Genomic DNA, 12630 nt, shown 5'->3' on the forward strand with positions numbered 1-12630 from the left:
GACAACCTGTACCAGGCAGTGGGAGGAAAGCGGCATGGCACGGCAGGAGCTGGCCCGCTTCCTGCGGGAGCGCCGGGCGGCCCTGCGGCCGCACGAGGTCGGTCTGACGGCGACGGGCACCGATCGCCGGACACCGGGCCTGCGCCGCGAAGAGGTGGCGGAACTCGCCCACATGTCGGTCGACTACTACACGCGGCTGGAGCAGGCCCGCAGCCCGCGGCCGTCCACTGGGATCCTGGACGCGTTGTCCCAGGCACTACGGCTCACGCCGGCCGAGCGCAGCCACCTGTTTTCTCTGGCGGGATGGAGCGCGCCGCCCGGCATCAGCGCCGTGCGGTGGGTACGCCCGCAGGTGGCCCGGATGCTGGAGCGGTTGCCGCAGACCGGCGCCGTCGTCACCGACGCGGCGTACGGCGTCGTCGCCTGCAACCCCCTGGCCCAGGCGCTGCTCGGCGGCGATCTCGCAGGCGAAAGGACGAACCTGGCCCGGCGCCGCTTCCTTGGCCAGGGGCGGATGTACGAGAGCTCCAGCGCCGAGGAGTTCGGGCACATTGTGGTGGCGCGGCTGCGACGGGCCGCCGACCGCTACCCGCATGACCCGCAGCTGACCGCTCTGCTGGCCGAACTGCACGCCGGCAGCGAGGAGTTCCGACAGATATGGCAAACGCGTCCGGTCCACGCCCCCGGGCACCGCACCAAGATCCTCGATCACCCCCGGAGACCGGCCCGCTGCGGTTGAACTGTGACGTCCTGCTCGTGCCCGAGGATGACCAGGAAGTCGTCCTGATCACGGCCGACCCCGGATCACCTGCCGCGCGGACCCTGCACAGGCTGGCCAGGCAGGCGACCTGAAACATCAGACTGGCACAGGTCTCACCAGTGGTGACAGAGCGCCGCAACTACATGATCACCGGGGGGCTGTGCCCGCCTGCTGTCCACGCCGCCTCTCTGCGCGGGCTCTTCAAACAGGCACGCAGGCTCGCGTGAGCTGTTGCCGCCGCGATGCCCGATGAGTTAGGCCGCCGTGCCGGGTCTACAGCACGGGGGAAACCGGTCTGGATCCGAAACCGCAGGAGGCCGAAGTGTCCGCATCAGAAGGATCACTGGGGTGGTGATCACGGTGGTCTTCCGATCTTCGTGCCCAGCCACCGCCCGCGCGGCCCCGCCGCCCGCTGGGGCTATCCGCTGGTGACCTACGTGAGCGACGGGATCGAAAGCGCGATGGCCCAGGCCAAGGCCGCCGCCGGGGACAAGGACGTGCAGGTGCGTGGCGCGTACACGGCGCAACGGGCGCTTGAGGCCGGGGTGCTGGATGAGGTGCAGATCCATCAGATCCCGGTGCTGCTCGGTGGGGGCCGTCGCCTGTTCGACGTCTTGGCGTCGCAGATCGAGTTGGAGATCATCCGGGTGATCGACACGCCTGCGGCCACGCACATCCGCTACCGCGTCCGTCGCTGAACCGGTCGACCAGCACCTTCTGGGTCGTGGTGGGGCGAGGTGCGTTGCCGCATCGCATCAATCACCCGTCGGCGTACGGCGGTTCGCCGGGAATCTCCACCCCCCTCATTCGGGATCACCCACCGGCGACGGTCGCGTTTTGAGCAGGCCAGCGCATTTTCCGTCGGTGGGTCGCTAGCAGTGGGGCAGCAGGTTGACGTCGTACCTGAACCCGTCCCGGTCGAGGTTCACGTCGCTCACCCACACGTTCTTGTTGTGCGTGTCGTCGTCCGTGCGCAGCCACACGGAGCTGGTGTGGCCGTTGCCGGTGTAGGTGACGCCGTAGGTGTAGCAGTAGAAGTAGTTGCGGCCCGCGTGCAACGTGCCGGCGTGCGACTCGTTGTGCCAGTCGGGGGTCCAGTGGGTCCACTGGTCGACCACCGTGTTCAGGTAGACCGGCGCGGCAGCCTGACGCGCTGCCGCGCCGGCCGCGGTTCCCGGCGGGGAGGCCGCCGGGGAGGCTGCGGCCTGGGAGGCGCCGGCGAGCAGTGCGGCCGTGGCCAGCACGGCGAGGAGTCCGCTTCGTTGTGTTCGCGTGCGCATGGGTCCGTCTCCCCCTGTGTGGTGCCGCGGTGACGAGGTGCGTCCCGTCGGCGGTCGCTTTGGTGGGCAGGAACCTAGGTGCCGCCGGCGGGGGTTGCCAGCGTTTCGAAGGAGGCCGAAACGTCGCGGGCCGCAGCGTGTCCTTGCGGCCGTGGCAGGCAGGTGGGGGCCGGCGCGTACTCACGCCGACGCGGCGGCCCGCGGGGGAGGGAGGTGACAGTCGCCTGCGGTTTGGCGCGGTCGGTGGGGGAGCGGGCCACGTCGGCGGATGAGGGGCGCCCGGAGCGGCCGGGACCACCGTGGGGCACCGGCGCGAGGCGGCGCCGGCGCCAAAGGGGGTCGTCACCCGGTATCGAGGGTGGGCTGGAAAGTACCGGATTCGGCCTGTGCGGGCAGGGCGCCGGCCTGGCAGATCGTTGCGACGGCGGTCCGCGGGCCGTGGCGGGTTTGCATTCACGGCAGTGAAGAGACCGTAGTGGGGCCCTGAGGCGCCTCATCGCGAAGCGCGCCCCTGCGGACATCCGTGCGCTCATCGCCCCCTGGCCGGGAGCGGAGACGGCCGGCCGGGAAAACGGCCGGCTGCCGGCGGGCGTGCTGCGTCCTTCCTGCCGGTGTTCATCCCGGCCTGAAAGGGCCGGTGACGTCCCGGGGCCGCGGGGTTCCGGTGTTTCTTGAGCGGGGTTGAAGTGGCTCTGTAGTGCGGTGGCGGACGGTGGCGGCAGCCGATAAGGAGCCGACATGGGTGAAGCGGACGTCGCCCCCCTGGCGCTGCGGGTGGAGCGCGGGCGGGCCGATGATGAGGAACTGGCCGCGGTGGCGGTGGTGTTGTGTTCGGTGCTGGCCGGGCGGCAGGCGGCGGTCGGCGCTGCGGAGCCGGAGTCGGGGCCGCTTGCTGCGGTGCCGTCGTGGCGGCGTCCCGGCCGGCCCGGCGGGCAGTGGCGTTCCCCGCACTGCTGGCGGTAGAGCCCCCGGGGTGCCCGGCCGCGGAGTGGGCCGGGCGCCTTTCTTGGTTCAGGTCCGATGCACGATCCACGCGTGCCACCACCCCCCGTAAACCGCATGAATGGTTTGTTTCCGGGGGTGTCGGTTCGGTGCGCGCACGAGGGAGGCAGGCACAGTGACAGTCCTTGATGACATTCCCCCGGTGGTGGCCGGGCCGTCGCATGCGCGGGGGCGGGTGGCCGAGCTGCAGGCCATCCGGGCGCGGGTGCTGGCCGGGCCGTGTGAGAAGGCGACTAAGGCGCAGCACGCCAAGGGGAAGCTGACCGCCCGGGAGCGCATCGAGCTGCTGCTGGACGCCGGATCGTTTCAGGAGGTCGAGCAGTTGCGCCGGCACCGGGCGACCGGCTTCGGCCTGGAGGCGAAGAGGCCGCACACCGACGGTGTGATCACGGGCTGGGGCACGGTCGAGGGCCGCACCGTCTTCGTCTACGCCCACGACTTCCGCATCTTCGGCGGCGCGCTGGGCGAGGCCCACGCCACGAAGATCCACAAGATCATGGACATGGCCATCGCGGCCGGTGCCCCGCTGGTCTCGCTCAACGACGGTGCCGGCGCCCGCATTCAGGAGGGTGTCTCGGCGCTGGCCGGTTACGGCGGCATCTTCCAGCGCAACACCAAGGCCTCCGGGGTCATCCCGCAGATCTCCGTGATGCTGGGCCCGTGCGCGGGCGGCGCGGCCTACAGCCCCGCCCTGACCGACTTCGTGTTCATGGTCCGTGAGACCTCGCAGATGTTCATCACCGGCCCCGACGTCGTCAAGGCCGTCACCGGCGAGGAGATCACCCAGAACGGCCTGGGCGGCGCGGACGTGCACGCGGAGGCCTCCGGGGTGTGTCACTTCGCCTACGACGACGAGGAGACGTGCCTGGCGGAGGTCCGCTACCTGCTCTCCCTGCTGCCGCAGAACAACCGGGAGTTCCCGCCCCGCACCCCGTGCACCGACCCGCCCGCCCGGCGCAGCGAGGTGCTGCTGGACCTGGTCCCGGCGGACGGCAACCGCCCCTACGACATGGCCCGCGTCATCGAGGAGATCGTCGACGACGGCGAGGTGCTGGAGGTCCACGAGCGCTGGGCGCGCAACATCATCTGCGCTTTCGGCCGGCTCGACGGCCAGGTCGTCGGCATCGTCGCCAACCAGCCGCAGACCCTGGCCGGGGTCCTGGACATCGAGGCATCCCAGAAGGCCGCCCGCTTCGTGCAGCTGTGCGACGCCTTCAGCATCCCCCTGATCACCCTCCTGGACGTCCCCGGGTTCCTTCCCGGTGTCGACCAGGAACACGGCGGCATCATCCGCCACGGCGCCAAACTGCTGTACGCCTACTGCAACGCCACCGTGCCCCGGATCTCGCTGATCCTGCGCAAGGCCTACGGCGGTGCCTACATCGTGATGGACAGCCAGTCCATCGGCGCCGACCTCACCTACGCCTGGCCCACCAACGAGATCGCCGTCATGGGCGCGGAAGGCGCCGCGAACGTCATCTTCCGCCGTCAGATCGCCGCCGCGGACGATCCCGAGACCATGCGGGCCCGCATGGTCAAGGAGTACAGGTCCGAGCTGATGCACCCCTACTACGCGGCCGAACGCGGCCTGGTCGACGACGTCATCGACCCCGCCGCCACCCGCGAGGTCCTCATCCGCTCCCTGGCCATGCTGCGCACCAAGCACGCCGACCTGCCCTCCCGCAAGCACGGCAACCCCCCGCAATAACCCCGGCCCCCGGCCGGCAGTGTGCAGGGTTCTTCCGGCGGGCCGGAAGCCGCCCGCCGCCCCGCCCCGCCGTGCCCCCGGGGGTGCGGCGGGGCGGGAGCGTCCCTCCCCAGCCCTCGGCGGACAGGCGGGTGACACTCCGCGAAAGGTGTGCGGATGCGAAGTGGGCTGGGGCCGGCGCCGGTGTGTGAGCCCGGGCGGAGGGGGCGCCTCCCGCATTGACAAACCGACCGTGCTGTTTTTTACTCGTGTTCAAGCGGGAGCCGTGGCGCACCGTCCAGGCTTCCAAGCGGCGGTCTGCGCGGCATGGACCTGGCCGCAACCGGCACCGGACACAAGGGGGAAGACAGTGGACATCGAAGTTCTGGGCGCGCTGTCGGTAAGCGAGCACGGCATCTCTGTCACACCCACGGCCCCCAAGCCGCGGCAGGTGCTGGCCCTGCTGGCGCTGCACGCGGACCGGGTGGTGCAGGTCTCGGCCCTGATCGAGGAGCTGTGGGAGGACGAGCCGCCGCGCAGCGCCCGCACCACGCTGCAGACCTATGTGCTGCAGCTGCGCGAACTCATCGGCGAGGCGCTGGCCAAGGCGGGGGAGGAGGGGGTGAGTGCCAAGGACATCCTGGTCACCCTGCCCGGCGGCTACCGGCTGAACACCCGCGGCGGCCGGGTGGACTTCCGCGAGTTCGAAAAGCAGGCCGGGGCGGGCTACCGGGCCATGGACGCCGATGACTTCTCCGGCGCGGCCCGCCGGCTGCGCGAGGCGCTGGCGTTGTGGACCGGCCCCGCGCTCGCCGACGTCACCGCGGGCAGCCGGATCGGTTTGGAGATCAAGCGCCTGGACGAGGCCCGGCTGTGCGCCCTGGACCAGCGCATCGAGGCCGACCTGCGGCGCGGCCGCCACCGCGAGCTGCTCTCGGAGCTGACCGTCCTGGTCAACCGCCACCGCATGCACGAGAGCCTGCACGGCCAGTTCATGGTGGCCCTGCACCGCTCCGGGCGGCGCGGGGACGCCCTCAACGTCTACCAGAGGCTGCGCACCACCCTCGTACGCGAGCTGGGCCTGGAGCCCTCGGCCACGCTCAGCCGGCTGCAGCGCTCCATCCTGATGGCCGTCCCCGAGACCGTCCCCGCCCGCGACACGGAGATCAGCGGACCGCCCATGGCCCGGATGGGCTGACCCGCTTTCGCCCGGCCGGCCGCTGCACGCCGAGCGGTCCCCCCACCGGCCCCCGCACGCCGACCACGTCACCCCCCTACGAGGGCCGCAACACCGACCACGAGGGCCGCAACTCCCGACCGCGACCTCCAGCTCCACGCTGAGCTCCCGGCGACCACCGCAGCCGGCCGATCCCACGCTGAGCGCCCCAGCCGTCCCGCCGAGAAGGCCTCGATGCCGGGCCGGGCCGCCGCGAGGACCCCCCCAAGGGGTGAGCAGCAGCGGACAGCCGCTGCAACCCACCACCGGCCGGGCCCGGCAAGCGCGAGCGCCCGTCATGGCAGGGTGAACATCCCCCCCCGGTCGCCGCACCCCGAGCAGGCCCGACGCCGACCTCGACGCCGAGCCCCCAGGGCCCGTGATGAGGACCAGGGGCCGACGCACCCGCCTTGCGCACCCCCGTGCGCCCGGGCCTGCCGGAGGCAAGCACGCAGTTGCTGCGCGGGCCGGCGGATGGCTGACGGGGCCGAGGAGGTGGGAGCGGATCTGCACCACGACCGCCCGGCGCGGAGCACTCGACCGTGCGCAGCCGTCTTGCAGCGCCGCGGCGAACGCGCCGCGCTTAAGCAGGCGACGAGTGAAGCGTGACTGCCGACCGCGCCGCCGCTTCTCGCTGGGCTCATCTGGCCGGGCGTCTGCCTGCTCGTCTCGCGGAGCTGTCCGGGCCGACGACCGGGACAGTAGAACTGCCGCTGCACCTGGCGTGGTCGGGGCTGCGGCAGTTCGAGGCGGACGACGAGAAACTGCTGCTGGGCCTGTATCGCATCGTGCTCACCAACGGCCTGCGCGAGGACCTCACCCGCTATCTCAACGCCGAACTGCTGGTGCGGCACTGGCCGCGGCTGCGGATCGCCGTGGGCAAGCCGGTCCGCGCGTGCTGGGAGCAGCGGTTTTCCGAGCTGATGGCGGCTGTCGCTGCAGCATGAGGCTTCCCGACCTGCACCGGCGTCTGCTCGGTGACGCCGTTGAGAGCGGTGAGGCCTACCGGCTGGTGCCGGCCGGCGGCTATGCCATCCAGGCGCATGGACTGGTCAGCAGTCGCACCAGTGAGGACGTTGACCTGGCCACCGATGCGCCTGCGGACATGGCCGAGATCACCGGCGTTGTGGCCGCCGGTCTTGCGGACCGGGGCTGGACGATCCGCGTCGTGGAGGTCGCCCCGCGCATGTCCCGCCTGCTGGCCACCGATGCGGTCATCGGCGAGTCCTGCGAGATCGACATCCTGAAGGAGATCTTCCACCGGCCTCCCACCCGCACCGAGGCCGGGCCCACGCTGTCGAGGGAGGACGCCGTGGGGCTGAAGGTCCGCGCCCTGCACGACCGCGGCTTCCCCCGCGATGTCATCGACGTCTTCAGCGCCCGCGAGCTGTACACGCCGGCGGAACTCGAGCGCCTGGGTGCGCAGCATGACGAGGAGTTCGACCTGGAGGAGCTCCATGGCCGGCTGGAAGCCGTCGACTTCACCTCCGACCGTGAGTACGCCGCGTACGACCTGAGCCCCACCGAGATCACCGGACTGCGGGCCTGGGTCCAGCACTGGCTCGACGACCTCGGTCTCCGGCTGGCCGAGCCGTACACAGACGACGAGGACGACGGCTGAGGCGCCGCGCACGAGTGCCGCCTCTTTTGAAGCTGCACAGGTACCTCGATCGCGTTCCTTGCCGCCGAGCCGGCCGTAGCGGGTGGCGGTGGTGTCGCCCTCCGGGGTGCCGTACTCGTCGAAGGCTGGTGCGGTCGCCGGCCCTGGCTGGTGTCCAGCGGAGGGTTCGACGGTGACATCGTTCGTGGTGTCGGTGCGTTGTAGGACGGTGTCGCCGGTGGCGCTGGTGAGGGCGCCGAGGTCTCCTCCGATGTCCTGGACGTCGCAGCTGAGGGTGCTGCTGGTCTCCTGGGTCCGGTCGGGGTTGTGGTCGTCGGAGCCGTAGTGGTTGGTTTTGGAGCCGGTCCGGCTTCCAGGTGTAGCCGATGGTGGTGCCGGCTGCCTGGTGGTGGTGCGGCCCAAGGCGTCGTAGACCGTGCCGGAGGTGACCAGCCGGTCGGCGCTGTCGTACGAGTACGACGTGGTGTCCCCGTCACCACCGCACTGCGCGATCTGCGGGCCGCCATCAGGCGAGTGCAGGAAAGACAGCAGCCGCTGAGGGAGGGCTTGAGCAGACAGCCAAACAGGCCGAGGTGATGCAACACGTAGCCGATCGGCCCGAGCCCGCGTGCGCGGTAGCGTCGGGCCTCCTGAGGGGCTCTGCGGCCTCCTTTCGGCCCGGTGCCCTTGTGGCTTGTGCCAGGCACACCCCCGCCCGCGGTGCCGCTCTTGCGCGGCGGTGACGGTGGTGGCATGCACGCCGCATTTCATGAACGGCTTCGTCCGGTGATCCGATTGCGGCTGCGGAGAAAGGCAGAAGGGGAGTCTGTCATTTCTGCGGCCGCCACCGCCGGATCGCGGGCGCCGCACTAGAACGGCGGAAAAGAAACCCCGGCTCCAGCGGAATTGGGGGTTCATTCGAGTTGTCGTGGTGTGTTCTGTCCGTTCTCCCGCCGGGTGTTGTCGGCGGTTTCGTTTTTTTGCCGGTGGTTCGCGTGCGTATCGGGAATTGGTGCTTCCGGCCCGGCGGGAGGGGTGCGGCAAGAAGGTCACTCAATGATTCCTCGACTATGTCCGAGGGCGGGGTGGCGGCGGGGTACGGTGCGCCTCGTCCATGCGTCGCGGGAACGGACGTTCGGTCCCTGTGTGGCGCAATATCGACGAGCCTCGGGCACTGATGCGCACACCGGATCAGAAAACCGACTACAGCCGTCGAGGTACGGGGAGGAAGCCATGAAGATTTGTGTTCTTGGTCCACTGAGTGCCGACGTCAACGGGATGTCGATCGTCCCGACGGCCGGGAAGCCGCGCCAGATCCTGGCCCTGCTCGCCCTCTATCCGAGCCGGGTCATGCCGGTGCCCACGCTCATGGAGGAGATCTGGGGCACCGAGCTGCCCCAGAGCGCCCTGACCACCCTGCAGACCTACATCCTGCAGCTGCGCCGCCGCCTGGGGACCGCCATGGGGCCCGGCGCCCCCGGCACCGCCAAGGACGTGCTCGCCACCCGGCACGGCGGCTACCTGCTGCAGATACCGGCCGACGCCGTCGACGTCCACGCCTACGAACGCCTGGTCACCGAAGGCCAGCAGGCCTTCGAACACGGCGATGACGAGCTCGCGGCCCGCACCTACCGCAGCGCGCTGGATCTGTGGCAGGGGCCCGCCCTGGTCGACGTCCGCGTCGGCCCGGTGCTGGAGATCGAGGCGATGCGGCTGGAGGAGAGCCGGCTGGTCACCCGCGAGCGCCGCATCGACGCCGACCTGCGCCTGGGCCGGCACGCCGAGGTGACGGCCGAGCTGATGGATCTGACCGCCCGCCACCCCGAGCACGAGGGACTGCACTCGCAGGCCATGGTGGCGCTGTACCGCTCGGGCCGCCAGGCCGCCGCGCTCGACGTCTACCACCGGCTGCGCCGCCGCCTGGTCGAGGAGCTGGGCGTGGAGCCCTCGCCGCAGCTGCAGCGGCTGCACCAGGCGATGCTGGCCGTCGACCCCCAGCTGGACGTGACCTCCTGCCCCCGGCGCATCTCCACCTTCGACCTCTACGCCGCCTGACCCCGCCACCCCGCCGCGGTGCCGGGCGCGCCGGACCGGTCAGTCCACGAGGCCCAGATCCCTCAGCAGGGAGCGTTCCAGCGCGGTCAGGGGCACATCCGGGCGCAGCCGCTCGGGATGGCCGGGAGCGGGTTCGTGCAGCAGCCGGCCGGCATCGGCCCGGGCCGTCTCGCCCGCCAACTGCACGGCGCCGGCGGCCACCAGGCACTGCCAGACGCAGGCCGCCAGGGCGCGGGCGGCCCGCCGCAGGCGCCGGGCACCACGAAACGCCATCACCCCTCCTTCGGGCGGCGGGATGCCGCCCCCGCCCGTCACCGTCGGTCCGTGCGCTCGCGAACCGCCTGACACGGTCTGGAACGCCAGGCCGGCCGACCCCGCAGGGCCCCGGTCAGGGGAGTGCCCTGGTGCGGTGCGCCAAGGAAAATCCGGCCGCGGCGGGGCGCCGGGGCGGGCACCATGGCGGGGTGTCCGAACTGCTGTGGGCCGACATTGCGTACTTCTTCGACCCGGACTTGATGGGGTCGCTGCCGGATGTGCGTGTGCCGGATGCCTCGGTTCAGAACTGGCAGGCGGTCCTCGACCTCGTCGGTGACAGCGGCTGGACGTACCGCTACGCAGAAGGCGAGGCGGCGCTGCCGATGCCCACGGCCGAGGCGGTGCTTTCCCGTCCGGCTGACGCTGAGTGCCCTGAGCTGCGGGTGTGGCCGTCGGACGAGGTGCTGGCGATCTTCCGTTTCCATGAGGCCGAGGAGATCGACTTCGATGTGGATCTCCACGAGCTTCAGGGACAGGAGCGACTGGAGGTCTTGTGCGGCTTCCTCCGGGCGATCGGGCGACGGCTGGGCAAGCCGGTGCTGATGGATCCAGAAGGCGACTACGGCCATCCGGTACTCGGGTTCGACGCACAAGCCGACCAGGTCGTGCTCCTGGGCCGAGCCGCCGGTCAGGTGACCGGCGCCGGCCGGGGTTCGTAGAAGGGCCCCGTCGCGGAGCACCGCGAAAAGGGACGCCCGGCTCGACGTCCGGCCGCCACAGCGCAGCGCCTCGCCGGCAGAGAAGGCCGAACGAGCCGCCGCATCGCCGGCCCGGCCAGAGGGGCGAGCGGACACTTGCATGTCCCTGCCCCACGAGCGGCACAGCGCCCAGGGGCCGGCCGGCCGACCCGCCGAGCACGGTCCGTGCCTGGCTTCCAGCGCGCCGAAGACCGCGCGAAGGGTGAGCTCGCCGTTGGGCAGCCGCTTCTCGCATGCCCGTCGTCCCGGCCGGGACGACGGCGGTGGCCTGGTGCGCCCCTCCCGACATCCCGGCCGAGGACGACACCGATGTCGCTGCCATCGGTCATGCACGTGCGTCCTTCGATCCTCCCCACCCGGCCCTCCTACGGCACCGATCATTCATCCGCATGACGAAGAGGTCATGTCCTGATCAGCGGTCTGCCGATGCCGCCGGAGCCGGTGACACCCCCCAGGCCATACGTTCAACGGGGGAGCCACGCGCGACGCCGGACGCGGGGCGACCGCGGCAACGGCAGGAGGGCCCGTCACATCCCCCGCCCCCCGGCTGGTGCCTCCGGCCGGTGCCCTCCGCCCCTGGCCGCCGGTGCTCCCCCTCCCGCCCCCGCGGCGCCCCGGTCATCGCCCGGCCCCGCACTCCCGTGCCCCCCCGCCCCCCGGCCGGGGCCTGCAGGGTCGGCCGCAGTGCTCGGGCCCGGGTGGAGCCGGCGTCGTACGGGATGCCCCGCGGGCGGCACCGCCGACGCCGTGCTGGGGATTCCAGCCGTGCTCCGGTGGGGGCCGAGGTGTTCTCCACCCGGTCAGGACACAGTCCATGGCGAGCCTGTACGAGCCGGGCCGGCGGCACTTTCCCGTGCCCGGCCCGGCCTGGGCCGGTCTGGCTCGGACCGGGCCGGCCTGGGCCGGTCTGGTCCGGGCCGGGGTTGTGGATGTTCGAGACGAGAAATGGGGTGTGGTGGATGTACCTCGCGCCTGTGCACCGTATGGCCCAGCACGCGGAGGTGGACGCCCCGGCCGGCGTGCTCTACGGCCTGATCGCGGACGCCGTGCGCTGGCCGGTGTTCCTGCCGCCCACCGTGCATGTCGAGCAGCTGGAGTTCGACGGCGCGTCGGAGCGGCTGCGGATGTGGGTGACCGCCAACGGCGAGATCAAGTCCTGGACCACGCGGCGCGTGCTGGACCCCGTCGCGCACCGGGTGGACTTCCGGCAGGAGGTGCTGCCCCGCCCGGTGACCTCGATGGGGGGCAGCTGGAGCGTGGAGCCCCGCGGGCCGGAGAAGTCTTTGGTGACCTTGCGCAACGACTTCGCCGTCGCCGACAACGCGCGCGCGGACGTGGACTGGGTCAAGCGGGCCACCACCGCCAACACGCGGGCCGCGCTGGCCAACCTCAAACAGCTCGCCGAGCGCTGGCGCCGCCTGGACGACCTGGTGCTCTCCTTCGAGGAGTCGGTGCACATCGACGCGGGCGTGGAGCCGGTCTACGCCTTCCTGCACCGCTTCGGCGACCGGACCGACGCCGTGCCCGGCGCCGTGAGGATCGACCTGGCCGAGCGCGCCCCCGGGGTGCAGCTGATGAGCGTGGAGCTGCCCGCCGCCGGCGGCAGGACGCGTACGACCGAATCGGTGCGCATCGGCTTCCCGCACGCCGGGCGCATCGTCTACAAGGACATCCGCGACAGCGAGCAGCCCGCGCTGCTGGCCGCGCACGCGGGGGAGTGGTCGGTCGAACCCGACCCCTGGGGGGAGGGGGTCACCGTCATCGCCCGCCACCACGCCGTGCTGGACGAGGACGGCGTGCGCGAGCGCTACGGAGTGGGCGCGGAGGCGGTGCGCGTCGCGCGCCAGGCGCTGCGTGAACGGCTGGCCCGGGAGAGCGCCGCCGCGCTTGAGCTGGCCCGCGAGCACGCCGAGGGCGTCCTCGCCCGCCGGGTGTGAGCCGCGCGGCCGCCCCCGGTGGCCCAAGAGCGTGCCCGTGGCGCCGAACGGTGTCGTTTGCCGGCCTCACGGGCCGGAGT

General features: G+C 71.7%; 11 protein-coding genes and 1 pseudogene. 10 read left to right on the top strand and 2 right to left on the bottom strand.

All coding sequences use genetic code 11. The features are described from left to right. Nucleotides 1–34 precede the first annotated feature (34 nt). Together FBY22_RS18715 and FBY22_RS45115 are read left to right on the top strand one after the other, a co-directional pair. Nucleotides 35–852: pseudogene (locus tag FBY22_RS18715) on the top strand (helix-turn-helix transcriptional regulator). A gap of 345 nt (nucleotides 853–1197) precedes the next feature. Beyond that, nucleotides 1198–1458 (top strand): dihydrofolate reductase family protein, encoded by a 261-nt coding sequence (locus FBY22_RS45115; protein WP_260844926.1) that lies wholly within the window; start codon nucleotides 1198–1200, stop codon nucleotides 1456–1458. A gap of 174 nt (nucleotides 1459–1632) precedes the next feature. Here the strand turns inward: FBY22_RS45115 and FBY22_RS18725 are convergent, their stop codons facing one another. After that, nucleotides 1633–2040, bottom strand: a complete 408-nt coding sequence (locus FBY22_RS18725; protein ID WP_142146932.1) for a hypothetical protein — start codon at nucleotides 2038–2040, stop codon at nucleotides 1633–1635. Nucleotides 2041–2778: 738 nt separating this feature from the next. Between FBY22_RS18725 and FBY22_RS18730 the strand changes: the two genes are divergently transcribed. From FBY22_RS18730 to FBY22_RS18755, 6 genes are all read left to right on the top strand, one after another. After that, a complete protein-coding gene (locus FBY22_RS18730; RefSeq protein ID WP_142146934.1) occupies nucleotides 2779–3003 on the top strand; it encodes an acyl-CoA carboxylase subunit epsilon in 225 nt (74 codons plus the stop codon). 154 nt (nucleotides 3004–3157) lie between these two features. Then, nucleotides 3158–4750: an acyl-CoA carboxylase subunit beta gene (locus FBY22_RS18735; RefSeq protein WP_142146936.1), complete on the top strand. Its 1593-nt coding sequence runs from the start codon at nucleotides 3158–3160 to the stop codon at nucleotides 4748–4750. Between the two features lie 349 nt (nucleotides 4751–5099). Then, nucleotides 5100–5927 (top strand): AfsR/SARP family transcriptional regulator, encoded by an 828-nt coding sequence (locus tag FBY22_RS18740; protein ID WP_142146938.1) that lies wholly within the window; start codon nucleotides 5100–5102, stop codon nucleotides 5925–5927. A gap of 623 nt (nucleotides 5928–6550) precedes the next feature. Continuing rightward, nucleotides 6551–6892 carry a hypothetical protein gene (locus FBY22_RS18745; protein WP_142146940.1) on the top strand — a complete coding sequence of 114 codons (342 nt, stop codon included), beginning with the start codon at nucleotides 6551–6553 and terminating at the stop codon, nucleotides 6890–6892. Further along, the gene (locus FBY22_RS18750; protein WP_142146942.1) at nucleotides 6889–7566 is read left to right on the top strand and encodes a nucleotidyl transferase AbiEii/AbiGii toxin family protein; all 678 of its coding nucleotides are present in this window, start codon (nucleotides 6889–6891) and stop codon (nucleotides 7564–7566) included. Before FBY22_RS18745 ends, FBY22_RS18750 begins: the two co-directional genes overlap by 4 nt. Before the next feature lie 1212 nt (nucleotides 7567–8778). Further along, nucleotides 8779–9600, top strand: coding sequence for an AfsR/SARP family transcriptional regulator (locus tag FBY22_RS18755; protein WP_142146944.1), 822 nt, complete (start codon nucleotides 8779–8781; stop codon nucleotides 9598–9600). A gap of 39 nt (nucleotides 9601–9639) precedes the next feature. On the opposite strand, the gene FBY22_RS18760 is transcribed toward FBY22_RS18755, so the two are convergent. After that, nucleotides 9640–9873, bottom strand: coding sequence for a DUF6059 family protein (locus FBY22_RS18760; protein WP_142146946.1), 234 nt, complete (start codon nucleotides 9871–9873; stop codon nucleotides 9640–9642). A gap of 191 nt (nucleotides 9874–10064) precedes the next feature. Between FBY22_RS18760 and FBY22_RS18765 the strand changes: the two genes are divergently transcribed. Together FBY22_RS18765 and FBY22_RS18770 are read left to right on the top strand one after the other, a co-directional pair. Further along, on the top strand, nucleotides 10065–10574 hold the full coding sequence (locus FBY22_RS18765) for a hypothetical protein (RefSeq protein WP_174267173.1): 510 nt from the start codon (nucleotides 10065–10067) through the stop codon (nucleotides 10572–10574). Nucleotides 10575–11572: 998 nt separating this feature from the next. Further along, nucleotides 11573–12550 (top strand): SRPBCC family protein, encoded by a 978-nt coding sequence (locus FBY22_RS18770; RefSeq protein ID WP_142146950.1) that lies wholly within the window; start codon nucleotides 11573–11575, stop codon nucleotides 12548–12550. Nucleotides 12551–12630: the final 80 nt, after the last annotated feature.

The sequence above is a fragment of the Streptomyces sp. SLBN-31 genome (assembly GCF_006715395.1).
Taxonomy (GTDB): Bacteria; Actinomycetota; Actinomycetes; order Streptomycetales; family Streptomycetaceae; genus Streptomyces.